This window comes from Ruegeria sp. SATB045 (assembly GCF_059613525.1).
This window is the reverse complement of the sequence record NZ_JBXWSR010000019.1, coordinates 152,608-174,838: the sequence shown is the minus strand read 5'-3', so window position 1 is coordinate 174,838 and position 22,231 is coordinate 152,608. Positions and strand designations below refer to the sequence as shown.

Below are 22,231 nucleotides of genomic sequence, written 5' to 3'. Positions count from 1 at the left end.
GGAAGAACCATAATTGTCATCGTCTAAGCAGACAGTCATTCTGTCCGCAGACTGACATTAAAGCAGGATCTTGCCGAGGGAAAGAAAAAGCCGGGTTTCCCCCTTGTTCGGCAGACCGTTGCCACCCCATGTTTATGACAAAGAAATCGGAGGGAAGACCTTGAAGAAATACGCTTTTTTAGCGGCTTTGATGGCTGCAACGGCGGCAGGGATGGCCCATGCGGAAGAACGTCGCATTGCTGTCGACGCCCTTGGGACCGCTCTGGCGGTGCCCGATATGGCGACCATAACACTAGGAGTGACACATGAGGATGCCGAGGCCGCAAACGCGATGCAGGCCACGTCCGACGCGGTGTCGGCAATATTGGCGCGTCTAGAGCAGATGGGCATTGAAGCACGGGATGTCCAAACAAGGGATCTGTCGCTCTCGCCGGTTTGGTCGGGCCGAAATAACCCCAACGGCGACCGACCCGAGATTTCGGGCTTTTCGGCATCAAACCGAGTATTCGTACGGGTTCGTGACCTAACACAACTGGGTGCCGTAATGGATGCCGTCATCCAAGATGGCGCAAATGACTTCGGGGGGCTGAGCTTTGGTGTTCAGGACCCTAAACCGCTTGAGGCGCAAGCCCGCGCCAAAGCTGTGGCCGAAGCAACTGCCAAGGCAGAGCAACTGGCGCAGGCTGCCTCGCTGACTTTGGGACCTGTGCAACAAATCAACGAGCATGTCGGAGGTATCCGCCCTGCCGCGCAGATGCGCGAATTCAAAGTTGCGGATTCGGCGGGGGTTCCGGTGGCAGGCGGTGAGATTTCAGTCTCGGTCAATGTCACGATGGAATTTGCGATATCCGAATAAATACTACTCAGCCGCTCGGGCCTGCAGTGTGTGACGCTGCTGGCCCGATTGGTCGAAGTTTTCTGGCGATAGCCATGTTTCGAACGCAGTCTGGATGCGTGGCCATTCACTATCCAGAATTGAATACCACGCGGTGTCCCGGTTGCGCCCTTTATAGTGGGTTGCCTGGCGAAAAATGCCTTCGAAGGTAAAGCCCAACCGCTCGGCCGCGCTACGTGAGGGGGCATTCAGGGCGTCGCATTTCCACTCATAGCGCCGATAGCCAAGCTCATCAAAGACGCGGCGCATCATCAGATACATGGCCTCGGTGGCCAGAGGGGTGCGCTGCAACAAGGGTGAGAAATGAATGTACCCGACCTCGATGACCCCGGCGTCGGGCTGAATGCGCAGATATGTGGCATGCCCAACCGGAGCTCCATCGCCGTCAAGCACCGTGTGAAACAACGGGTCTGCGCTGTTCTCAGCCCAAACCATCCAATCTGCGAAAGCCACTTCAGATGTTATTGGTTCTTCGGGCAGATAGGTCCAGTTTCGACCGTCCTTGTCTTCGGCAAACGCCCGGTACAGACCGGACGTATGCTGTTTCGCGTCCAAAGGCACCACTGAACAGAACCGACCCTGCATGCCCGTGCGAGCTGGCGTCGGGCGAGGAAACTCACCCGAGACCGGCATGCCCACGGGTTGGCCAAGTGAGTTCATCGTGTGCCGTGGCATGATTTAGGCAGTCGCCTTTGCCAAAGCCTGGTCCAGATCCGCGATCAGGTCATTGACGTCTTCGATCCCGATCGAAACGCGAACAACCCCCGGACCGGCCCCTGCGGCCTCTTGCTGTTCGGGTGTCAGCTGACGGTGCGTGGTCGAGGCCGAGTGGATGATCAGCGACCGCGCATCGCCAAGGTTCGCGACGTGGCTGAAGATTTCCAGTGCGTTCACAAGTTTGACGCAGGCGTCATAGCCGCCCTTTACAGCAAAGGTGAACAGGGCACCGGCACCCTTGGTGTATTGTGCCTTGACCCGGTCGTGATAGGGCGACGAGGGCAGGCCCGCATAGGTCACATAATCGACGCGGTCGTCCGCCTCGAGCCAGGCCGCGATCTTTTGTGCGTTCTCGACATGACGCTCCATCCGCAGCGACAGGGTCTCGATCCCCATCAGCGTGTAGTGGGCGGCTTGCGGGTTCATGGTCATGCCAAGATCGCGCAGACCGATGGCGATGCCGTGGAAGGTAAAGGCGAGCGGGCCAAAGGTCTCGTGGAATTTCAACCCGTGATAGGCTGGCTCGGGCTCGCTGAGCGAGGGGAACTTGTCATTCGCTGACCAGTCGAATTTGCCCGAATCCACGATGCAGCCGCCGGTGACGGTGCCGTTCCCGGTCAGGTATTTGGTGGTCGAGTGCACCACCAATGTCGCGCCCTGTTCAATGGGGCGGCACAGGTAAGGTGTTGCCGAAGTGTTGTCGACAATCAGCGGTACGCCGGCTTCGTCGGCGATGTCAGCCATCGCCCGAATATCGGTCACATAGCCGCCGGGGTTCGAAATGGATTCACAGAACACCGCACGGGTGTTGTCATCAATCGCGGCTTTTACCGCCTCGGGATCGTCCATGTCGACGAATTTGGCGGACCAGCCAAAGCGTTTGATGGTCTGGCTGAACTGAGTGACCGTGCCGCCATAAAGGCGGGTCGAGGCAATGACGTTACACCCCGGTCCCATCAGAGGGAACAGCGCCATGATCTGCGCGGCGTGACCCGAGGAACAACACACAGCCCCAACGCCGCCTTCCAGCGTGGCGACGCGTTCTTGCAGAACGGCCACGGTCGGGTTGGTCAGGCGGGAGTATATGAAGCCCACTTCTTGCAGGTTGAACAGCGCAGCGGCGTGATCGGCGTCGCGGAACACGTAAGCGGTGGTTTGGTAGATTGGCGTTTGGCGCGCACCTGTCGCCGGATCGGGACGTGCGCCCGCATGAATCTGAAGCGTGTCGAAACCGTAGCTTGGGCCGTCAGACATTCTGGAAATCTCCCGTTGATTTTTTGGTTGCAGACTCTGTAGGCGATTGACGGGCTGCGCACAACAATCCTGTCAGCGCATCCATAGGCCCTTTGCCTTGATTTTGTTACGTATAGCCTGCTCGCGTTGGGGCAGGTTGTCTCGGTCGAACATCTCGCGGATCTTGTGACCCTTTCGCTGAATGACCAGCTTTCGGATCGGCTCATACCCTTTGAGCACTTTTTTGATGCGGTTTGGCGCTACCACCGTCTCCAGCAGCTCGACCACATGGTCGCTTTCACGTGCGTAAAGCAGTGGGAACAGGCGATAGTGACAGCTCACGGTGCCATCCAACAGGCCGTGGGGCAGGGCGTCTCGCCCCCCGCCAAGGGAATGGATCACCAAGGGCAGAGCGATCTGGTCAAGCCAGGGGTCCAATGTCTGGCCGGCCAGCTCTGGGATATCTTCATCCCGGATAGTGCGCGCATAGTCACGGAACCTGTCGCCAAAGATGCGGGGGCAAGAATGGAAGAAATAGCCAGCGTTAAAGTACAAATACCGCCGCCAATAATCATGCGGTTGGCTCGTGTCGACCGAACTTTCGAAATCAAGATTGAACCTGTGATAAAGCGCCTTCCAGATACCATCATATCCGGGCCCATATAGCGTTGGGCGTGGCCATGTCCCCTCGACTTTCAGCGATGCACCGGGGTGGGCAAAGTCGAAGGGAACAGCGTGCAAATCTCCGGTGATCAGCGTGTCACTGTCGAAGAACACAAACGGCTCGCCTTCTGGCAAAGCCGACAACGCCTCAATCTTGTTCCCATGCGGGTAAGTCTGGCCAAAGACCTGATTTTCAAAAGGCAGCAGCTCGGCATCCAATTGGCGCAGCGCTTTAAGGATATCTTCGTCCTGGATGCTGGGATCTTGTGACCAACGTTGGCTGGGTTGTGGAACAGCGATAAACAGGCGGCCGGCGAAATTGGGGCTGCTGTGGCGCAAAGAGGCGGCAAACAGCAATGCCTCGTATTGCAGCCGGTTGTTCTGGCCAATGATGACAATATTGAATTTCGAAGGGGTGGCCTGCATCGGTCGGTGGTCGTCGCTCGTATTATCTATTGGTTATCTATTGGCGGCACAGTACGCAGGGTATGCAGACAAAACCAGATGTGAAGACGATCGCATGATGCAAAAATTGAAAACCGGCGTGATGCCCCCATCTTAGGCTGAGATGTCCAGAAGGAGATACCGCATGAGGGTCAACGCAGATTTCACAAAGCGCGTCGCCGTCCACTTTGATCAGAACGAATGGGTCGCGTCCCCCGCAGCCGGGGTCGAGCGAAAAATGCTGGACCGTATCGGTGAAGAAGTTGCCCGCGCCACTACAATCGTACGATTTGCGCCGGGCAGCGCGTTCGCTGCGCATACCCATGATGGCGGCGAGGAATACCTGGTTCTGGATGGAGTGTTTCAGGACGAAACAGGCGACTTTCCGGTCGGCAGCTATGTGCGCAACCCGCCGACGTCCTCTCATACGCCCTCGGCCAAGAACGGCGCGACGATTCTGGTCAAGCTGCATCAGTTCGACCCTGCAGACAGAACCGAAGTGCGCCGGTCAATCGAGGGGGCAGAAAAACTCCAGCTGTTCAAGGATGACCTTGAGGACGTGCGGGTTCTCAGTTTGGCGCCGAATGAAGCGCTGGATTTGAATGCCGAAAAGGGGCTCGAGCTGTTTGTCATCGAAGGCACTGTTCGGGAATCGGATGAGGCGTTTTCCGATTGGGATTGGCTTCGCTTGCCGCCCGGCACCCACTCCGTCGCCACGGCAGGAGAGGCCGGCGCACGGGTCTGGATCAAGTCTGGGCATCTATCGCAGATGGTTTGAATTTCGCCGCTGCATCAAAAACAGGCATATTTTTCCGAAAACCGGGCCGCTGAGCCCGGTTTTTTGATTTTTTGACCATTTGGCAAATTTTACCAATTGATAAAATTTCAGACTGTGGCAAGCTGATCCCATAACAACCATATCTACAGGGAGTAGAGCGATGGCACAGGGCCAGATGGCCCCCGGCATTGTCTCCGGGCGGCTTTCCAGCGATGAGCTGACCTCGAATTTCACGGATCTGCATCCACCACTGGCCCCGCACGAGGCTGCCGTGGCTGCTGATCGGTGCTATTTCTGCTATGACGCGCCGTGTGTGGCGGCTTGTCCGACCGAGATCGATATCCCGCTGTTCATGCGGCATATTCAGGCCGGGCAGCCCGAAGCAGCGGGCGAGACCATTTTGGCGCAAAACATTCTGGGCGGTATGTGCGCCCGCGTATGTCCGACCGAGACACTGTGTGAAGAAGCCTGTGTACGCGAGGCTGCCGAAGGGGCTCCGGTCGAGATTGGGCGCTTGCAGCGTTATGCGACCGATAGTGTAATGGCGGGCGGGGCGCATCCGTTCGACCGTGCCGCGCCGACCGGAAAGACCGTCGCGGTGATCGGGGCAGGGCCCGCTGGGCTGGCCTGCGCGCATCGGCTGGCGATGCTGGGGCATGACGTTGTCATTCACGAAAGCAAGCCCAAGCCCGGCGGCCTGAACGAGTACGGGATCGCAGCCTATAAATCGACCAACAACTTCGCGCAGGCCGAGGTGGATTGGCTGATGCAGATCGGTGGTATCACGATTGAGACGGGATCGGTTCTGGGCGAGACGATCTCGCTGGATGGGCTGTCCACGAATTACGACGCGGTGTTCCTGTCGATCGGTCTGGCAGGGGTGAATGCCCTGCGCGCCGGTGGCGTCGACAAAGACGGCGTGCGCCCGGCGGTCGAGTTCATCTCGGACGTGCGGCAGGCCAGTGATCTGGCGGCATTGCCCGTGGGGCGCAATGTCGTTGTCATCGGAGGTGGCATGACCGCTGTTGACGCGGCGGTAAAGTCCAAGCTGCTGGGGGCCGAGCATGTGACCATCGCTTATCGCCGGGGCCGCGACGCCATGGGTGCCAGCCGGTACGAGCAGGACTTGGCGGCTTCGCATGGGGTCAAGATCATGACCAATGTGCAACCCGTGGCTGTGCATGGGAACGGCGCAGCGGCTGAGATTGAGCTGGAGTATACATCTAGCGAAGGTGAGCAACTGACCGGCACAGGCGAGGTAATCCGCCTGCCTGCAGATCAGGTGTTGAAAGCGATTGGTCAGACGCTGGAGGGCGCGCCCGAAGGGCTGAAACTCGACGGTAACAAGATCGCTGTCACGGGCGCAGGGCGTACCTCGATCACGGGTGTCTGGGCCGGAGGCGACTGCGCTGCCGGCGGCGAAGACCTGACCGTGACCGCTGTAGCCGAGGGCCGCGATGCGGCAATGGACATCCACGCCGCACTGACGGCGTGAAATTGTGATTTTGGATGCTGATCAGCATCAGGAGGGCCGGATAAATGGCTGATTTAAAAACTAACTTTCTGGGAATTGAAAGCCCGAACCCGTACTGGCTGGCCTCGGCGCCGCCGACCGACAAGGAATACAATGTCCGCCGCGCGTTCGAGGCCGGATGGGGCGGTGTGGTCTGGAAAACGCTGGGGTCCGAGGGGCCTCCGGTGGTGAACGTAAACGGGCCTCGCTACGGTGCAATCTATGGCGCGGATCGGCGGTTGCTGGGTCTGAACAATATCGAGTTGATCACCGATCGTCCGCTTGAGGTGAACCTTGAAGAGATGGCGCGGGTCAAGGCCGATTACCCGGATCGCGCGCTGATCGCTTCGATCATGGTTCCGTGCGAGGAAGAGGCGTGGAAAGCTATTCTACCACGGGTCGCTGAAACCGGGGCAGATGGGATCGAGCTGAACTTTGGCTGTCCGCATGGCATGAGCGAGCGTGGCATGGGATCTGCTGTCGGCCAGGTGCCGGAATATATCGAGATGGTCACCCGGTGGTGCAAAAAATACTATGACCGCCCGGTGATCGTGAAGCTGACGCCAAACATCACGGATATTCGCAAACCTGCCGAAGCCGCAAAGAATGGCGGCGCTGATGCGGTGTCGCTGATCAACACGATTAACTCGATCACCAGCGTCAATCTGGACACGTTCAGCCCTGAACCCTCGATCGACGGCAAAGGCAGCCACGGAGGGTATTGCGGTCCGGCGGTGAAACCGATTGCCCTGTCTATGGTGTCCGAGATTTCGCGGGCTCAAGCGACGCATGGCCTGCCGATTTCCGGCATCGGGGGCGTGACTACATGGCGCGATGCGGCCGAGTTTATGGCGTTGGGTTGTGGTACAGTTCAGGTCTGCACTGCTGCGATGACCTATGGCTTTAAAATCATCGACGAACTGACCGCCGGGCTGTCGAAATGGATGGATGAGAAGGGGTACAAAGACGTCTCTGAAATTGTTGGTCTGGCTGTGCCAAACGTGACGGATTGGCAGTATTTGAACCTCAACTACGTCGCAAAAGCAAAGATCGATCAGGACCAGTGCATCAAATGCGGCCGTTGCTACGCTGCGTGCGAAGACACCAGCCATCAGGCGATTTCAATGTCTGAAGACCGTGTTTTTGAGGTGATGGACGATGAATGCGTTGCCTGCAACCTGTGTGTGGATGTGTGTCCCGTAGATGGGTGTATTTCCATGGAGCCGATGGCCGCGGGAGAGGTAGACCCACGCACTGGCCGCGAAGTGCAGCCCAACTATGCGAACTGGACGACGCACCCGAACAACCCGATGGCCAAAGCGGCTGAGTAATCACAAAAAAGGGGCCGGCAATCGGCCCCTTTTATCAGGGCGTCAGAAGTTTGCGATACAGTGTATCGATAAAGGGTTCAGCGCCTTCGAACGGGTCTTCATTAGCTAGTATCGCGCGGACCTGAACATCAAAATCCGCATAATGCTGCGTCAGTGCCCAGATCGAAAAGATCAGGTGATAAGGATGCAGTTTTGCAATTTTACCCTGATCCATCCATCTGATCAGAATAGCGGTCTTTTCATCGACCAGCGACTTGAGGTCACTCGACAGAGCCGCATGAATTCTGGGGGCACCCTGAACCAGTTCGTTGGCAAACAAGCGGCTTTCTCGCGGCAGGTCACGGCTCATTTCCAGCTTGCGGTGGATGTACGAGAGAATCTCTTGCATCGGATCGCCCGCTTCGTCCAAATCGTGCAAAGGGGCCAGCCAGACGTCTAGCAGGCCGGACAGAAGGGCGGTATGAATCGCTTCTTTCGAAGGGAAGTAATATAGCAGGTTTGGCTTGCTCAGACCCGCTTCGGCCGCGATTTGATCCACGGTTGCACCCCGGAATCCGTGCGCTGAAAACACGTTTAATGCGGCCTCGAGAATCGCGGCGCGGTTCTTTTTCTGAATACGGGTCGGGGCGCGGTCTTTAGGCATGTTTTCAGGCTGTCTCTTTTTCCGGCATTCGGGCGTGAAATAGGTCAAAAAATCTGGCGGTGTCCTGCAATTTCTTGACTGATCTCGAACCCGTGATAGCGTGAGTTTGACCAGATGGTCAAATCAAGACACCAAAAGCGAGCCAAATCGCAAGCGACAGGGAAGAACAAGATGGCAGCTCCGGCGCAGAACCTACGGATTAATGGCGACAGGTTGTGGGACAGCCTGATGGAGATGGCCAAAATCGGCCCCGGCGTAGCCGGTGGCAACAATCGTCAAACCTTGACGGATGAGGATGCCGAAGGCCGCGCCTTGTTTCAAAAATGGTGCGAGGATGCGGGCTGTTCGATGGGGCTCGATCAGATGGGCAACATGTTCGCCCGGCGCGAAGGGACAGACCCGGACGCGCTGCCGGTTTACGTAGGCTCGCACCTGGATACGCAGCCGACGGGCGGCAAGTATGACGGTGTGCTGGGGGTTCTGGGCGGGCTGGAGGTCATCCGCACGCTGAATGATTTGGGGATCAAGACGAAACACCCCATTGTTGCAACCAACTGGACCAACGAAGAGGGTACCCGGTACGCGCCAGCCATGCTGTCATCGGGCGTGTTTGCCGGAGTGCATACGCAGGATTGGGCGTATGCGCGCGAAGATGCCGAAGGCAAGGCTTTTGGTGATGAGCTTCAACGGATTGGCTGGCGTGGAGACGAAGAGGTTGGCGCGCGCAAGATGCATGCGTTCTTTGAGCTGCATATCGAACAGGGCCCGATCCTTGAGGCCGAGGGCAAGGATATCGGTGTGGTCACTCATGGTCAGGGCCTCAGCTGGACGCAGATCACGGTGACGGGCAAGGATGCACATACCGGTTCGACTCCGATGCCCATGCGCAAGAATGCCGGGCTGGCGATGGCGCGCATACTTGAGAAAGTGGATGAGATCGCATGGTCCCATGCGCCTCATGCAGTTGGGGCGGCGGGGCATATCGATGTGTTCCCGAACTCGCGCAATGTGATTCCGGGCAAAGTAGTGTTCACGGTCGATTTCCGCTCGCCCGATCTGGAGGTGATCAAGGATATGGAGGCGCGTCTGCGGGTCGCGGCTGAGGATATCGTGGATGAAATGGGCCTGCAGATCGAGTTCGAGAAGGTGGGTGGGTTCGATCCGGTGCAATTCGACGAAGGGTGCGTGGCCGCAGTGCGCGATGCGGCTGAGCGGCTGGGCTATTCGCACACGGATATCATCTCGGGCGCGGGGCATGATGCGTGTTGGATCAATCGTGTGGCACCGACGGCCATGGTGATGTGTCCGTGCGTGGATGGGTTGAGCCATAACGAGGCCGAAGAGATCAGCAAGGACTGGGCAGCAGCCGGGACGGATGTTCTGTTTCATGCGGTCGTTGAGACGGCGGAGATCGTGGAGTAGGGGGCGCTGCCCCCGTCGCCCGCTGGGCGACTCCCCCGAGGTATTTTTAGCCAGATGAAGCAAGCGGCGCAGACCGCGTCAGGGAGATTAAAATGAGCACTGTTATCAAGAATGGGACCGTCGTAACCGCGGATCTTTCCTATAAAGCAGACGTCATGGTCGAGGACGGGGTGATCACCGAAATCGGCTTGGATCTGAAGGGCGACAAAGAGCTTGATGCGACTGGCTGCTATGTCATGCCGGGTGGGATTGATCCGCATACCCATCTTGAGATGCCGTTCATGGGCACCTATTCCAGCGACGACTTCGAAAGCGGGACGCGGGCGGCTTTGGCCGGAGGCACCACGATGGTGGTGGATTTCGCGCTGCCCAATCCGGGTGAGAGCCTGCTGGATGCGTTGAAACGTTGGGACAACAAATCGACGCGGGCGAATTGCGATTATTCGTTCCACATGGCCGTCACCTGGTGGGGTGAGCAGGTGTTCGACGACATCAAGACCGTGATCGAGACGCGCGGGATCAACACGTTTAAGCATTTCATGGCCTATAAAGGCGCGTTGATGGTGAATGATGATGAGCTGTTTGCCTCGTTCAAACGTCTGGCCGAGCTGGGCGGGATCGCCATGGTTCATGCCGAGAACGGCGATGTGGTGGCTGAGCTCAGCGCCAAGCTGCTGGCCGAAGGCAATACAGGGCCCGAGGCGCATGCCTATTCCCGCCCGCCTCAAGTTGAGGGCGAGGCCACGAACAGGGCCATCATGATCGCCGACATGGCAGGTGTGCCTTTGTATGTAGTGCATACCTCGTGTGAAGAGGCGCATGAGGCCATTCGTAGGGCCAAGATGAATGGCAAGCGGGTGTGGGGCGAGCCTCTGATCCAGCACCTGACCCTGGATGAAAGCGAGTATTTCCATCAGGATTGGGACCACGCGGCGCGTCGGGTCATGAGCCCTCCGTTCCGGAACAAGCAGCATCAGGACAGCCTGTGGAACGGGCTGCATTCAGGAACGCTGAGCGTGGTGGCCACCGACCATTGCGCCTTTACGACCGATCAGAAACGCTATGGCGTGGGTGATTTCACCAAGATCCCCAACGGGACCGGCGGGTTGGAAGATCGGATGCCAATGCTGTGGACCTATGGTGTAAACACCGGGCGTCTGACGATGAACGAATTCGTGGCTGTCACTTCAACAAACATCGCTAAGATCATGAATTGTTATCCGAAAAAGGGTGCGATTCTGGTTGGGGCTGACGCGGATATCGTTGTTTGGGATCCCGAAAAAACCAAGACGATCAGCGCCGAGACGCAGCAGTCCTCGATCGACTACAACGTGTTCGAAGGCAAAGAGGTCAAGGGCTTGCCACGCTTTACCCTGACACGCGGTCAGGTGGCCGTACATGACGGGGAAATCCGTACGCAGGAAGGTCATGGCGACTTCGTAGCGCGCGAGCCGAACGGGCATGTGAACCGGGCGCTGAGCACTTGGAAAGAGTTGACCGCACCGCGTCCGGTCGAGCGGACGGGTATTCCGGCGACGGGGGTTTAAGAGTTGACGCAAAGCACAGAATACCCAACTGCGATTCAGTTTATTGCGTTCGCGGTTCTCGCCACGCTAATCGCTGTGCTCGCGTTTTGGGTAATTGGTGCAATGCTCGCACTGCCCAAAATTGGTCTAGCGAACTTGCTTCCCAGCCTGCTGTCGATGTTAACGCTTACTTTGCTGCTCGGATGGCCAATATGGGGTCCGATACTGCTTTGCGCGCTATTTCCGGGTTGCGTTGTTTTTGTGGCGATGCGTCGCGTCGTCACCAGACTTCCAATCGGTCGCCGCGGGCCTACACTGATCGCGGCAGTAGCTGTATCCGTGTTTTCCTGGACTGGCGCTGGCATACTGTTTTGGGCTTTCAGTTCAGCTAGTCAGCCCTTTGGGAATGCCTTCCTGTTAATTTTCGGAGTCCCTGCCGCAATGATTGCGGCGTGTGTCACACTGCCTATTCCTGAGTAAGAAATGCCAACCGATCCAAACAACAATTCCGCAGTCGTAGAAGCTGCCAATCTCGACCTCACCTTCCAAACCAATGATGGCCCGGTTCACGCGTTGAAAGATGTGAACTTGACCATCGACAAGGGCGATTTCGTCAGTTTTATCGGCCCCTCGGGCTGTGGCAAGACCACCTTCCTGCGCTGTATTGCGGCGCTTGAGACGCCAACCGGGGGAACACTGACCGTCAACGGCATGACCCCGGATGAGGCGCGGCGGAAACGGGCCTATGGCTATGTGTTTCAGGCCGCTGGGCTGTATCCGTGGCGGACCATCGCCAAGAACATCAAACTGCCGCTTGAGATCATGGGCTATTCGGCGGCCGAACAGGAAGAACGGGTCAGCAAGGTTCTGGAACTGGTCGATCTGGCGGGCTTTGGTGGCAAATTCCCGTGGCAGCTGTCGGGCGGGATGCAGCAGCGGGCCAGTATCGCGCGGGCGCTGGCCTTTGACGCCGATATCCTGCTGATGGATGAACCCTTTGGCGCGCTCGACGAAATCGTGCGCGATCACCTGAATGAACAGCTTTTGGCGCTGTGGGCGCGGACGGGCAAGACCATCGGATTCGTGACGCATTCGATCCCGGAGGCGGTCTATCTCAGCACCAAGATCGTGGTGATGAGCCCTCGGCCCGGGCGGATTACGGATGTGATCGACAGCCCTCTGCCAAAGGAAAGGCCTTTGGATATCCGCGACACGCCCGAGTTTATTGAGGTCGCTCATCGCGTGCGTGAAGGGCTGCGGGCGGGGCATTCGGATGACTAGCGGCCTGAAAGCCTTTTGGGCGGTGCTGACCGTCCTGACCGTGATCGTTGCGTTCTGGTACGCGGCCTGCGTGCCGATGAACATCAAGGGCGTGCTGACCGAACAAGAGCGGGCAGGGGCCGAGGTGCAGCCGCCCTCGGCCAAGGATCGGCGCGACATGTCCGAGTTCGGCCTGGTGCTGAACAACAGCTTTGCCATCCCCGCCACGTGGGAGCAGGACCGCCCCCGTCTTCCTGCGCCACATCAGGTCGCCATTGAAATGTGGGAGACGACGGTGCAGAAAAAGATCACCTCGAAACGGTCGCTGATCTATCATGGCTGGGTGACGCTGAGTGCGACGATGCTGGGATTTGCCATCGGCACCGGGTTGGGCATTTTGCTGGCGGTGGGGATTGTGCATAGCCGGGTGATGGACCTGTCGGTGATGCCATGGGCCATTGTCAGCCAGACCATCCCGATCATCGCGCTGGCGCCCATGATTATCGTGGTGCTGTATTCGGTGGGCATTCAGGGCATCATTCCCAAGGCGGTGATCTCGGCCTATCTCAGCTTTTTCCCGGTGGTCGTAGGTATGGTCAAAGGTCTGCGCAGCCCCGACGCGATGCAGCTGGACCTGCTCCGCACCTATGGTGCCAGTCGGTCGCAAGGCTTCTGGAAACTGCGCCTGCCAGCCTCGATGCCGTATCTGTTCACTTCGCTGAAAATCGGCATCGCTGCTTCGCTGGTCGGGGCCATCGTTGGTGAGCTGCCGACCGGGGCCGTCGCTGGCCTGGGCGCGCGTCTGCTGGCGGGCAGTTATTATGGTCAGACGGTGCAAATCTGGTCGGCCCTGTTTGCGGCGGCCATTCTGGCGGCCGGTCTTGTGGCGCTGCTGGGCTTGATCGAACGGACGGTGCTGAAACGAATGGGAATGGCGCAATGATCTTGGTTATTGGTGCAATCCTTCTGTGGCTGCTGGGCTGGTGGGTGAATGGCCGTCTGGCCAGCGGGCCTTATGCTGACACGCGAATGGTGGGCGTTCTGGCCCCGCTGATCTTTGGCCTTACGATCATCGGTATGTGGGAGCTGCTGGTGCGTGGGCTCGAAGTGCCGCTGGTCATCCTGCCCGCGCCCTCGGTGATTGCGGTGCGCTTTGCGGACAGTCTGCCGATCCTGTGGGCGGACTTCGTGCAGACCATCGTCAAAGGGGCGCTTAGCGGCTACATCATCGGGTGTGGTGCCGCGTTTCTGATGGCGATCGCCGTGGACCGCTGGGATTTCCTGCGTCTGGGTCTGCTGCCCGTGGGGAATTTCGTTGCCGCTCTGCCCATCGTCGGCACGGCCCCCATTCTTGTGATGTGGTTTGGGTTCGACTGGCATTCCAAGGCCGCAGTCGTCGTTGTGATGGTGTTCTTTCCGATGCTGGTGAACACCGTGGCCGGCCTGCGCGAGGCCACGGCGATGCAGCGCGACCTGATGGAGACCTATGCCGCAACCTATTGGCAGAGCTTTCTGAAACTGCGCCTGCCTGCGGCGATGCCGTTTGTGTTCAACGGGTTGAAGATTTCCACCACATTGGCGCTGATCGGCGCTATCGTGGCCGAGTTCTTTGGCTCTCCGACCCTGGGTATGGGCTTTCGGATTTCCACCAGCGTCGGTCAGCTTTCGCTGGATATGGTCTGGGCCGAGATCGTGGTAGCCGCACTAGCCGGAACCGCATTCTATGGCGCGGTCGCGATGATCGAAAAGGCGGTGACCTTCTGGCACCCGTCACAAAGAGGATAACACTTCAACAGACCCCGAAAACGGGGCACCAACAGCAACTAGGAGACATGAAGATGAATAAGCTACTTAGCGGGGCGCTTGCTGCCTTTGGACTTACAGCCGGTGCGGCATGGTCGGCGGATGAGGTGACATTGCAGCTGAAATGGGTCACGCAGGCGCAGTTTGCGGGTTACTACGTGGCGGCAGACAAAGGGTTCTACGAGGAAGAGGGGCTGGACGTCACCATCCTGCCCGGCGGCCCCGATATCGCACCCACGCAGGTGATCGCAGGGGGCGGCGCGGATGTAACCGTTGAGTGGATGCCCGCCGCGCTGGCCGCGCGCGAAAAGGGGCTTCCGCTGGTCAATATCGCCCAGCCCTTCAAAAGCTCGGGCATGATGCTGACCTGCTGGAAGGATGCGGGGATCACTTCGCCCGAGGATCTGAAGAACCGTACGCTAGGTGTCTGGTTCTTTGGCAACGAATTTCCGTTCATGAGCTGGATGAGCCAGCTGGGCATCGACACCAGTGGCAAGAGCGAAAGCGGAGTTGAGGTTCTGAAACAGGGCTTTAACGTGGACCCTCTGTTGCAGCGTCAGGCCGATTGCATCAGCACCATGACCTACAACGAGTATTGGCAGGTGATCGACGCAGGCGTTAGCCCTGATGAGCTGGTGACGTTCAAATACGAAGATCAGGGCGTCGCCACGTTGGAAGACGGTCTCTATGTGCTTGAGGAAAACCTCAGTGATGCGGCCTTTACGGACAAGATGGAACGCTTTGTGCGCGCATCGATGAAAGGCTGGAAATACGCCGAGGAAAACCCGGATGAGGCGGCCGAAATCGTGCTGGAAAACGACGCGACCGGTGCCCAGACTGAAGAGCACCAAAAGCGCATGATGGGTGAAATCGCCAAGCTGACCGCTGGTTCGAACGGTGCGCTGGACCCTGCGGATTTTGAACGCACGGTGGGCACACTGCTGGCTGGCGGGTCGGATCCAGTGATCACCAAGCAGCCTGAGGGCGCTTGGACACATCAGATCACGGATGCAGCCCTGAACTAAGTCGTCTGTCAGACGCATTTGACGCGGTCCCTTCGGGGGCCGCGTTTTGCGTTTGAGATGCCGGAAAAGTGTGTGCCATTCGTTGAAAAATGCCTTAGTATTACTATGAAATTAAACGCATTTGGTTCCGATTGCGTGGATATGGGGAGATTATGCAGGGATTTGCAGCAGAATTTACATCGGCTTTGGCTCTGATCCTGAACGGGGATGCCGAGTTGTGGGCGATTGTTCTGTTGTCCCTGAAAGTTTCGATTTTTGCCGTGCTGATCGCTGCATTGATCGGGATGCCTGTTGGGGCAGCGCTGGCCGTTGCGCGCTTTCCGGGGCGGCGGGCGATGATCGTGTTGATGAATGCTTTGATGGGGTTCCCTCCGGTCGTTGTGGGGCTGTTGGTTTATCTGATGCTGTCGCGCTCAGGGCCATTGGGTGTGCTGGAACTGCTGTATACGCCCACGGCCATGATCATCGCACAGGTCGTGCTGGTGACACCGATCGTAGCTGCTCTGACACGACAGGTGATTGAGATGCTAGCCGAGGAATATTCGGAACAGTTGCGATCGCTGGGCGTGTCGCGTCTGGCCTCGGTCCCGGTGCTGCTATGGGACGCGCGGCTGGCGTTGATCACGGCGCTGCTGGCCGGGTTTGGCCGCGCTATCGCCGAGGTGGGCGCGGTGATCATCGTGGGCGGCAACATCAATCACGTGACGCGGGTGATGACCACGACCATCGCGCTTGAGACCTCCAAGGGCAATCTGGCGCTGGCATTGGCGTTGGGCGCGATCCTGATCGGAATTGCAATCGCGGTAAACGCTATGGTCAGCGCAGTCAGCCTGCGCGCTGAACAGGAAGGGCTGAGTCATGCGTGATATGCTATGTGATACAGCCAGCAGCCTGTTGGTGCGAAATTTGCGCGTTGTTCGAAACGGCAAAGCGCTGCTTAATGTTTCGCGCCTTTCGCTGGACGGGCCGGGTCCGACACTGATCCTGGGGCCGAACGGGGCTGGCAAAAGCCTGCTTTTGCGTTGTTTGCATGGCTTGATCGAACCGGATCAGGGGCGGGTTGAGCAGGATGGGTCACGGCTGACCGATAGGCACAAAGCGCAACAGGCGATGGTGTTTCAACAACCTGTGCTGCTGCGCCGCTCGGTTGCGGCCAATCTTGATTTCGTTCTGAAACGTCAGGGGCTGCCGCGCGGTGCCCGCAAGCTACGGATCGAAAGCCTGTTGGCTGAGGGCGGGCTGGAAGGCAAGGCGCGTCAGCCCGCGCGATCCTTGTCCGGGGGCGAGGCTCAACGGCTGGCCATCCTGCGCGCGCTGGCGCTGGACCCCGAGACGCTGTTTCTGGACGAACCCACCAGCGCGCTGGACCCAAGCGCGACCCAGATGATCGAGCGGATGATCCTGAGGGCATCAAGTCGCGGCGTGCGGATTGTCATGGTGACCCATGACATTGGGCAGGCTCGCCGACTGGCTGCGGATATCGTCATGATGCAGGGTGGGCATGTGGTTGAACATGGGTTGGCTAAACAGGTCTTAACCGCGCCTCAAAGTGATGCCGCACGCCGCTATCTGGCGGGCGGGCTTGTGACTTAATCAATAAGACGGAGATCGAAATGATCCGGAATTTTCTTCGGGCAGCATTGCTTTCGCTTGGCCTGGCCGCACCTGCGTTCGCCGAAGAGCCGTTTATCGTCGTGCAATCGACCACATCCACGCAGAACTCGGGGCTTCTGGACTATATCCTGCCGGGGTTCGAGGCCGAAACTGGGATAGACGTGCGTGTGGTGGCTGTTGGCACCGGGCAGGCGATCCGCAATGCGGTCAACGGGGACGGAGACGTGCTGCTGGTCCATGCCAAACAGGCCGAGGATCAGTTCGTCGCCGATGGTTGGGGCGTCGAACGCTTTGACGTCATGTATAACGATTTTGTTCTGGTTGGGCCGAAATCCGACCTGGCCAAGGTGAAAGGCGGCGCGGATATCGTGGCGGCTTTGACCGCTGTGGCCGAGGCCGAGGCCCCCTTTGCCTCGCGCGGGGATGACAGCGGCACGCATAAGGCCGAGATGCGCCATTGGACTGCGGCCGAGGTTGATCCCACGGCTGCATCGGGCGCATGGTATCGCGAGACGGGCTCGGGTATGGGGGCGACCCTGAATGTGGCCAGCGGGATGGATGCCTATGTGCTGACTGACCGCGCCACGTGGCAATCCTTTGGCAACAGGGGCAATCTTGAGGTGATGGTCGAGGGCGACCCGCGTCTGTTCAACCAATATGGCGTTATTCTGGTGAACCCGGACAAGCATCCACGTGTTCGGGCTGCAGCGGGCCAGCGGTTCATCGATTGGCTGACCGGGCCGGACGGGCAAGCGGCGATTGCGTCTTACAAGCTGGATGGCCAGCAGTTGTTCTTTCCCAACGCCAGCGGGTCTTAACCGCTGGCTCCGTTGTGATGGATCGTGCCCAGATGGCTTAGGTCATAGCCGCCAAACTCTGCGGCGCGGGCGGCAAATCGGTCGGATTGCACAAAGGCCAGCAGTTTCAGCATCGGTTCGTCGAAATAGGCCCGCCGCCAGATGGCCAGGTCCAACCGTTCAGCATGGGTCGGACAGAAGCCCAGATCATATAGCCCCGCCAGCGCGCCCAGACCAAACCCGGCCTCGGCCTTGCCGTCATGCAGCGCGATGGCCAGCTCTTCCTCGGTACGGGCGCAGGTGGGCAGGGCGTCCAGATCCGCGCGGGTGAGGCCATGTGCCTCCAGTTGCCCGTCAAACAGGCGCTGGCTGGCGGCCGACTCCTGCCGCAGGATCACGCGGCGGCCTTTCAGGTCGGCAAATCCTGAGATGTCACTCACACCCGGAGCCAACAGCAAACCACGCTGACGCTGTGCAACTTCGAACAAAACCACCGGCGCCTCGCCCAACGCACCGCGCAGAGCCCCAAGGTTGAACCCGCCGTCTTCGTGAATATGCAGCGCGGCGGCCTGCGCAGTCCGGTCTTTCAACCGGTTCAGGCCATCGAACGAGCCGTCATAGTACGTCGCCAACCCCGAACCGCTTTCGCGCAGCGCCCAATCCAGAAGTGGATCATGGCTGCCCGCGACAATCGGGGGTAGGGGCGGTTCGGCCACCTGCGGGCCACTGCGCGACGCGTTCAGCCAGGCGATGACCTCGGCGCGGGGAAACAGCAGCTTTCCCATGGCGCGTACGCAGGGTACCTCGCCTGACGAGGCCAGATCATAGGCTTTACGCTCGCCGATACGCAGCAGGTCGGCCAGTTCCTTTGTGGTCAGGAATTCAGGCATTCAGTCGAGGCGCACCGCTGAACCGGTTCCAGCATCGGCGGCACTGAATCCGATCTGATTCAGCACAAAAGGCGCTGCTATTGCAATGACGACCATGGCGGCCACGGCGGCAAGGAAGGCTTTCATCTGTCTCCTCCGGTTTTCAGTTTTCCGGTGCCGTGGCGCGGCGCAGAAAGGCGATCAAATCGTCCCGGTCGCTGGGCTGCGTGATCCGCTGCATCGGCATCTTCGACCCCGGAATGTAGTGGTCTGGCCCCTCGTCGAAAAGGGCATTTATGGTCTCGTCATTCCAAATGATATCAGAGTCTTGCAGCGTATCCGAGTAGAAATATCCCGGCAGTGACCCGGCCTTGCGTCCGAACACCCCATGCAGCGTCGGCCCGGCGCGGCGCTGGCCGTCTGGTGTCAGGCTATGACAGATTGAGCATTTACGGGCAAACTGCCGCTCACCATTGCTCATCTGATCGGGGTTTTTCAGGAAACTGGGCTCTACGGCGGCCATCTGTTCCTGTTCGCGGAGGGTGGTGATGGGCCAGCTATACATAGCCTCGTCAATCCCGCCTGCATGGATGTTCTGGCCGTCCGGCGAAAAGGCCAGCGCCCAAACTGGCCCGCGCAACGTGGCGCGGAAATCCTGTGCGATGCGCCAATCGACCGTGTCGATGAGCATGATATAGCCTTCGCCATCCCCGACCGCCAACAAGCTGCGATCCGGGCTGAGCGCCAGCGCCAGAATAGGACGGCGGTCGAGGGTGAAATCTCGTTCCTCACCCGTGGTCAGATCGCGAATGCGGGTCACGCCATCGACCGCGCCATAGGCGATCCAGGTGTCTTGCGCGTTTAGGACCAGCTCATTGATGCCAAAGCCATGCTCGACCACACGCAGAGTTTCCTGCCCGCTTGCGACATCCCACAGGCGCAACGCCCCGTCGACCCCGGCGGAATAGAGCTGTGATCCGTCGGGCGTAAACACAACCGCATTGACACCGCCGCCCGTAAACAAAACCGTTGGGTCCGACCCATCCGCCGGCCAAAGGCCAATTGTGCCGTCCCAACTGGCCGTCGCCACATGGGTTTTTGAGGCTGCGATATGGACGATCTTGCCCCTGTGCTGGCCAACGACCTCTCCGCCCGGCCAGCGGCGCAGGGTGAAATCATCACCTGCGGAATAGATCGCGGTGCCGTTGAAGGCGACTGCGTTTACCGCCGCCTCGTGGCCTTCCAGCCATTCGGGCATCTGGTCGAACCAGAGGCCGACCGAGTTGTCGAAGCTTGCCGTGGCGATCCGCCCATCCGGGGCCGTCGCGATCCCCATGATCGGCCCGCCATGGCCTTTTAGCGTAAAGAACTCGGACCACGCGGGCAGGGGGATCAGCGCAAGGATCAGCGCCAGTACGCGCATCTATTCGGCAGGCGAGGCTGCGCCCTTGGCAGCCTCTTTTTCCTGCACCTCTGCCAGCCACAGCGAATGGTGTTCACGCGCCCACTGTTCTTCGACCTCGCCGGTTCCCATGGCGTCGAACGCGCCCTCCATCCCCACCGAGCCCAGATAGATATGCGCGATAATGATGGCGATAAAGACATAGGCGATCATCACGTGCCAGACTTGGGCGTATTGCATTTCCTCTTGCGGCGACATTTGCACCGGCAGATTCAGTCCCATTGCCTGAGGCAAACCGGTTGCATTGGCGATCTGGAAAGTTTTGGCAAACAGGGGCATCTCGAACGGAAACAACAGGGACAAACCCGACAGGCTGATCGACACGCCCAGTAAAATGCAGGCCCAGAAAATGACCTTTTGCCCTGCATTGAATTTCTTGGCTGGAGGATGACTGTTTTTGGTGAAAAGCCCACCGCCAGCGGCTAACCACTTTAGGTCAGTACGGTTTGGGATGTTATGGGCGATCCAGTTTACAGTGACGATGACGAGGCCCAGCATGAAGGCCCATGCCAAGTTGTTATGAAGCCATTTGCAGGCTTGCGCGATCGTCGCAAAGCCTTCTTTTCCAAAGATTGGGATTAGAAAGTCTCGACCGTAAAGCGTCAGCAATCCAGTGAGCCCGAGGATCAAAAACGATCCAGCAAAAAGCCAGTGGCCAAACCGTTCGAAACCGTTGAAACGCGTGACTGTGCGCCCAGTTTTCTCACCATCAATGCGGATTTTGCCGCGGATCAGGAAGAACAACAGGATCACGGCGGCCATGCCGGCAATGATGTAGGTGCCGTATTCGCGCAACGGTCCGGTGCGGAAAGCCCACCACCACATGCCGCCATCCTGGATCAGAACACTGGCCGCGGGCCCCTGAGACGACACGGTAACATCCGCCGACCCATAGCGTAGCGCGCGATAGACATCACTGTCCGAAGCCACACCGGTAGTGCCAAACTGCCCCAGCAAACCTTCGACATTGCCTTGGCCAGTGTTTTCCGAGCGATAAGTGTTGTCCACTTTCTCGCCCCGTTGACGGGCCAGAATATCCTCAAGCGTCGTGGCACCTCCGGTGGCCGAGCGATCCGGTGCCGGGGATTCCGGGGCGTCCTGCGCCCATGCGGCTCCGGTCAGGAAGAGCGAGAAGAGCAGAAATTGGATCAGGCGCATGGGTTCTCTCCCTATTCTTGGTCGTGTCAGCGGTCAAAGCCGCCGATCTGCTTGTGAAAAACGGCTCCGACAGGGGACAGGGCCGTCTGAAGGTCGTCTTTCGCGGGGCCGTAGACATCAAACTGAACCGGCGTAAGTAAGGACATAAACCGATCCGCGAAATTTGCCCCAAAATTCTGCATATGAATCATCGCATCATCTGAACTTGCGTAACGTTCATAGATGTGAATGCCGCTGTCGCTTTGGTGCCACTCATAGGTTTTGGCACCTGTTTCCTCGAGGGTCGCGGCGACCATTTCGGCCATCAGGGCCTCGAACTCGGACTGTTTTTCTGGGTTCAGGTCCAGCTTCAACAGCCAGTAGATATCATCGGTCATGAGCGTCCCACCTTCGACAGGAAAGGCGGCGACCGACAGGCGGCCACCGGCAAGAGTAAGACAGCCCCCGACCTAGCGCAGGGGGCTGTCGAGCTTCGGTTAGACCTTAGCCGTCTTTCTGGTCGTAGGCGGTGCCCCAACCCCACGCGCCCGAGCCAAACCCGCGCGCCACAACACGTTCGCGGTAGATGGCCGAGACCACGTCACCGTCACCGGCAAGCAGGGCCTTGGTGGAACACATCTCGGCGCAGATGGGCAGTTTGCCCTCGGCGATCCGGTTGCGACCATATTTGGCAAACTCTGCGGTCGAGTGCGTTTCCTCGGGACCGCCGGCGCAGAAGGTACATTTGTCCATCTTGCCGCGCGATCCGAAGTTGCCCGCCTGCGGGTATTGCGGCGCACCGAAGGGGCACGCGTAGAAGCAATAGCCACAGCCAATGCACAGGTCTTTGGAGTGCAGGACGACCCCTTCTTCGTTCTGATAGAAGCAGTCGACCGGGCACACCGCCATGCAAGGCGCATCCGAACAATGCATACAGGCCACCGAGATCGAGCGTTCGCCCGGGTTGCCGTCATTGATCGTCACCACCCTGCGGCGGTTGATGCCCCATGGCACCTCGTGTTCGTTCTTACACGCGGTGACACAGGCGTTGCACTCGATGCAGCGTTCAGCGTCGCAGAGAAACTTTGCTCTAGCCATT

The 22,231-nt window shown here is 58.9% G+C and carries 23 protein-coding genes; 13 read left to right on the top strand and 10 right to left on the bottom strand.

Annotated elements, in window-relative coordinates; all coding sequences use genetic code 11:
• Positions 1-160 precede the first annotated feature (160 nt).
• The gene (locus tag AC2FNR_RS06295) at positions 161-856 is read left to right on the top strand and encodes an SIMPL domain-containing protein (RefSeq protein ID WP_496848436.1); all 696 of its coding nucleotides are present in this window, start codon (positions 161-163) and stop codon (positions 854-856) included.
• A gap of 3 nt (positions 857-859) precedes the next feature.
• Here AC2FNR_RS06295 and AC2FNR_RS06290 read toward each other — a convergent pair whose 3' ends face one another.
• From AC2FNR_RS06290 to AC2FNR_RS06280, 3 genes are all read right to left on the bottom strand, one after another.
• Complete coding sequence (locus AC2FNR_RS06290) at positions 860-1,570, bottom strand: GNAT family N-acetyltransferase (RefSeq protein ID WP_480867388.1); 711 nt, start codon at positions 1,568-1,570, stop codon at positions 860-862.
• A gap of 3 nt (positions 1,571-1,573) precedes the next feature.
• Positions 1,574-2,866, bottom strand: coding sequence for an O-acetylhomoserine aminocarboxypropyltransferase/cysteine synthase family protein (locus AC2FNR_RS06285; RefSeq protein ID WP_480867389.1), 1,293 nt, complete (start codon positions 2,864-2,866; stop codon positions 1,574-1,576).
• 72 nt (positions 2,867-2,938) lie between these two features.
• Complete coding sequence (locus AC2FNR_RS06280) at positions 2,939-3,934, bottom strand: GT-B fold glycosyltransferase domain-containing protein (protein WP_496848435.1); 996 nt, start codon at positions 3,932-3,934, stop codon at positions 2,939-2,941.
• Between the two features lie 163 nt (positions 3,935-4,097).
• On the opposite strand from AC2FNR_RS06280, the gene AC2FNR_RS06275 reads away from it, so the two are divergent.
• From AC2FNR_RS06275 to preA, 3 genes are all read left to right on the top strand, one after another.
• Positions 4,098-4,730: a cupin domain-containing protein gene (locus AC2FNR_RS06275; protein ID WP_480867392.1), complete on the top strand. Its 633-nt coding sequence runs from the start codon at positions 4,098-4,100 to the stop codon at positions 4,728-4,730.
• 160 nt (positions 4,731-4,890) lie between these two features.
• A complete protein-coding gene (locus AC2FNR_RS06270; RefSeq protein ID WP_496848434.1) occupies positions 4,891-6,225 on the top strand; it encodes an NAD(P)-dependent oxidoreductase in 1,335 nt (444 codons plus the stop codon).
• Positions 6,226-6,269: 44 nt separating this feature from the next.
• Positions 6,270-7,574, top strand: a complete 1,305-nt coding sequence (gene preA, locus AC2FNR_RS06265) for an NAD-dependent dihydropyrimidine dehydrogenase subunit PreA (protein WP_170750731.1) — start codon at positions 6,270-6,272, stop codon at positions 7,572-7,574.
• Positions 7,575-7,608: 34 nt separating this feature from the next.
• Here preA and AC2FNR_RS06260 read toward each other — a convergent pair whose 3' ends face one another.
• The gene (locus AC2FNR_RS06260) at positions 7,609-8,217 is read right to left on the bottom strand and encodes a TetR family transcriptional regulator C-terminal domain-containing protein (protein WP_496848433.1); all 609 of its coding nucleotides are present in this window, start codon (positions 8,215-8,217) and stop codon (positions 7,609-7,611) included.
• Between the two features lie 171 nt (positions 8,218-8,388).
• Here AC2FNR_RS06260 and AC2FNR_RS06255 point away from each other — a divergent pair, with 171 nt between their 5' ends.
• The 9 genes from AC2FNR_RS06255 to AC2FNR_RS06215 all read left to right on the top strand — a co-directional run bounded on the left by AC2FNR_RS06255 (position 8,389) and on the right by AC2FNR_RS06215 (position 17,685).
• On the top strand, positions 8,389-9,639 hold the full coding sequence (locus tag AC2FNR_RS06255; protein WP_496848432.1) for a Zn-dependent hydrolase: 1,251 nt from the start codon (positions 8,389-8,391) through the stop codon (positions 9,637-9,639).
• Between the two features lie 92 nt (positions 9,640-9,731).
• On the top strand, positions 9,732-11,186 hold the full coding sequence (gene hydA, locus AC2FNR_RS06250; protein ID WP_170352863.1) for a dihydropyrimidinase: 1,455 nt from the start codon (positions 9,732-9,734) through the stop codon (positions 11,184-11,186).
• A gap of 462 nt (positions 11,187-11,648) precedes the next feature.
• Positions 11,649-12,446 carry an ABC transporter ATP-binding protein gene (locus AC2FNR_RS06245; RefSeq protein ID WP_170750737.1) on the top strand — a complete coding sequence of 266 codons (798 nt, stop codon included), beginning with the start codon at positions 11,649-11,651 and terminating at the stop codon, positions 12,444-12,446.
• Between the two features lie 4 nt (positions 12,447-12,450).
• Positions 12,451-13,368: an ABC transporter permease gene (locus AC2FNR_RS06240; protein WP_170353150.1), complete on the top strand. Its 918-nt coding sequence runs from the start codon at positions 12,451-12,453 to the stop codon at positions 13,366-13,368.
• Positions 13,365-14,210 (top strand): ABC transporter permease, encoded by an 846-nt coding sequence (locus tag AC2FNR_RS06235; RefSeq protein ID WP_170352867.1) that lies wholly within the window; start codon positions 13,365-13,367, stop codon positions 14,208-14,210. Before AC2FNR_RS06240 ends, AC2FNR_RS06235 begins: the two co-directional genes overlap by 4 nt.
• A gap of 53 nt (positions 14,211-14,263) precedes the next feature.
• On the top strand, positions 14,264-15,253 hold the full coding sequence (locus AC2FNR_RS06230) for an ABC transporter substrate-binding protein (RefSeq protein WP_170750741.1): 990 nt from the start codon (positions 14,264-14,266) through the stop codon (positions 15,251-15,253).
• A 152-nt stretch (positions 15,254-15,405) separates the two neighbouring features.
• A complete protein-coding gene (locus AC2FNR_RS06225) occupies positions 15,406-16,119 on the top strand; it encodes an ABC transporter permease (protein ID WP_496848431.1) in 714 nt (237 codons plus the stop codon).
• Complete coding sequence (locus AC2FNR_RS06220; RefSeq protein WP_496848430.1) at positions 16,112-16,846, top strand: ATP-binding cassette domain-containing protein; 735 nt, start codon at positions 16,112-16,114, stop codon at positions 16,844-16,846. Before AC2FNR_RS06225 ends, AC2FNR_RS06220 begins: the two co-directional genes overlap by 8 nt.
• Positions 16,847-16,866: 20 nt before the next feature.
• On the top strand, positions 16,867-17,685 hold the full coding sequence (locus AC2FNR_RS06215; protein WP_496848429.1) for an ABC transporter substrate-binding protein: 819 nt from the start codon (positions 16,867-16,869) through the stop codon (positions 17,683-17,685).
• On the opposite strand, the gene AC2FNR_RS06210 is transcribed toward AC2FNR_RS06215, so the two are convergent.
• The 6 genes from AC2FNR_RS06210 to fdh3B form a co-directional block, all read right to left on the bottom strand.
• A complete protein-coding gene (locus AC2FNR_RS06210) occupies positions 17,682-18,554 on the bottom strand; it encodes a substrate-binding domain-containing protein (RefSeq protein ID WP_496848428.1) in 873 nt (290 codons plus the stop codon). The genes AC2FNR_RS06215 and AC2FNR_RS06210 overlap by 4 nt on opposite strands.
• Positions 18,555-18,680 carry a hypothetical protein gene (locus tag AC2FNR_RS06205; protein WP_269149587.1) on the bottom strand — a complete coding sequence of 42 codons (126 nt, stop codon included), beginning with the start codon at positions 18,678-18,680 and terminating at the stop codon, positions 18,555-18,557.
• 16 nt (positions 18,681-18,696) lie between these two features.
• Positions 18,697-19,956, bottom strand: coding sequence for a c-type cytochrome (locus AC2FNR_RS06200; RefSeq protein ID WP_496848427.1), 1,260 nt, complete (start codon positions 19,954-19,956; stop codon positions 18,697-18,699).
• On the bottom strand, positions 19,957-21,153 hold the full coding sequence (locus AC2FNR_RS06195) for a formate dehydrogenase subunit gamma (protein ID WP_496848426.1): 1,197 nt from the start codon (positions 21,151-21,153) through the stop codon (positions 19,957-19,959). It lies immediately after the preceding gene.
• Positions 21,154-21,179: 26 nt separating this feature from the next.
• Positions 21,180-21,530 carry a putative quinol monooxygenase gene (locus tag AC2FNR_RS06190; protein ID WP_496848425.1) on the bottom strand — a complete coding sequence of 117 codons (351 nt, stop codon included), beginning with the start codon at positions 21,528-21,530 and terminating at the stop codon, positions 21,180-21,182.
• 106 nt (positions 21,531-21,636) lie between these two features.
• Complete coding sequence (gene fdh3B, locus AC2FNR_RS06185) at positions 21,637-22,230, bottom strand: formate dehydrogenase FDH3 subunit beta (RefSeq protein ID WP_037307340.1); 594 nt, start codon at positions 22,228-22,230, stop codon at positions 21,637-21,639.
• Position 22,231 lies beyond the last annotated feature (1 nt).

Bases quoted from the DNA above. Each gene is read 5' to 3' on its own strand.
- AC2FNR_RS06215 (WP_496848429.1), top strand. From the start codon at position 16,867: ATGATCCGGAATTTTCTTCGGGCAGCATTGCTTTCGCTTGGCCTGGCC.
- AC2FNR_RS06190 (WP_496848425.1), bottom strand. From the start codon at position 21,530: ATGACCGATGATATCTACTGGCTGTTGAAGCTGGACCTGAACCCAGAA.
- hydA (WP_170352863.1), top strand. From the start codon at position 9,732: ATGAGCACTGTTATCAAGAATGGGACCGTCGTAACCGCGGATCTTTCC.
- AC2FNR_RS06290 (WP_480867388.1), bottom strand. From the start codon at position 1,570: ATGCCACGGCACACGATGAACTCACTTGGCCAACCCGTGGGCATGCCG.
- AC2FNR_RS06200 (WP_496848427.1), bottom strand. From the start codon at position 19,956: ATGCGCGTACTGGCGCTGATCCTTGCGCTGATCCCCCTGCCCGCGTGG.
- AC2FNR_RS06245 (WP_170750737.1), top strand. From the start codon at position 11,649: ATGCCAACCGATCCAAACAACAATTCCGCAGTCGTAGAAGCTGCCAAT.
- AC2FNR_RS06210 (WP_496848428.1), bottom strand. From the start codon at position 18,554: ATGCCTGAATTCCTGACCACAAAGGAACTGGCCGACCTGCTGCGTATC.
- AC2FNR_RS06255 (WP_496848432.1), top strand. From the start codon at position 8,389: ATGGCAGCTCCGGCGCAGAACCTACGGATTAATGGCGACAGGTTGTGG.
- fdh3B (WP_037307340.1), bottom strand. From the start codon at position 22,230: ATGGCTAGAGCAAAGTTTCTCTGCGACGCTGAACGCTGCATCGAGTGC.
- AC2FNR_RS06205 (WP_269149587.1), bottom strand. From the start codon at position 18,680: ATGAAAGCCTTCCTTGCCGCCGTGGCCGCCATGGTCGTCATTGCAATA.
- AC2FNR_RS06275 (WP_480867392.1), top strand. From the start codon at position 4,098: ATGAGGGTCAACGCAGATTTCACAAAGCGCGTCGCCGTCCACTTTGAT.
- AC2FNR_RS06260 (WP_496848433.1), bottom strand. From the start codon at position 8,217: ATGCCTAAAGACCGCGCCCCGACCCGTATTCAGAAAAAGAACCGCGCC.
- AC2FNR_RS06225 (WP_496848431.1), top strand. From the start codon at position 15,406: ATGCAGGGATTTGCAGCAGAATTTACATCGGCTTTGGCTCTGATCCTG.
- AC2FNR_RS06220 (WP_496848430.1), top strand. From the start codon at position 16,112: ATGCGTGATATGCTATGTGATACAGCCAGCAGCCTGTTGGTGCGAAAT.
- preA (WP_170750731.1), top strand. From the start codon at position 6,270: ATGGCTGATTTAAAAACTAACTTTCTGGGAATTGAAAGCCCGAACCCG.
- AC2FNR_RS06230 (WP_170750741.1), top strand. From the start codon at position 14,264: ATGAATAAGCTACTTAGCGGGGCGCTTGCTGCCTTTGGACTTACAGCC.
- AC2FNR_RS06270 (WP_496848434.1), top strand. From the start codon at position 4,891: ATGGCACAGGGCCAGATGGCCCCCGGCATTGTCTCCGGGCGGCTTTCC.
- AC2FNR_RS06280 (WP_496848435.1), bottom strand. From the start codon at position 3,934: ATGCAGGCCACCCCTTCGAAATTCAATATTGTCATCATTGGCCAGAAC.
- AC2FNR_RS06195 (WP_496848426.1), bottom strand. From the start codon at position 21,153: ATGCGCCTGATCCAATTTCTGCTCTTCTCGCTCTTCCTGACCGGAGCC.
- AC2FNR_RS06285 (WP_480867389.1), bottom strand. From the start codon at position 2,866: ATGTCTGACGGCCCAAGCTACGGTTTCGACACGCTTCAGATTCATGCG.
- AC2FNR_RS06235 (WP_170352867.1), top strand. From the start codon at position 13,365: ATGATCTTGGTTATTGGTGCAATCCTTCTGTGGCTGCTGGGCTGGTGG.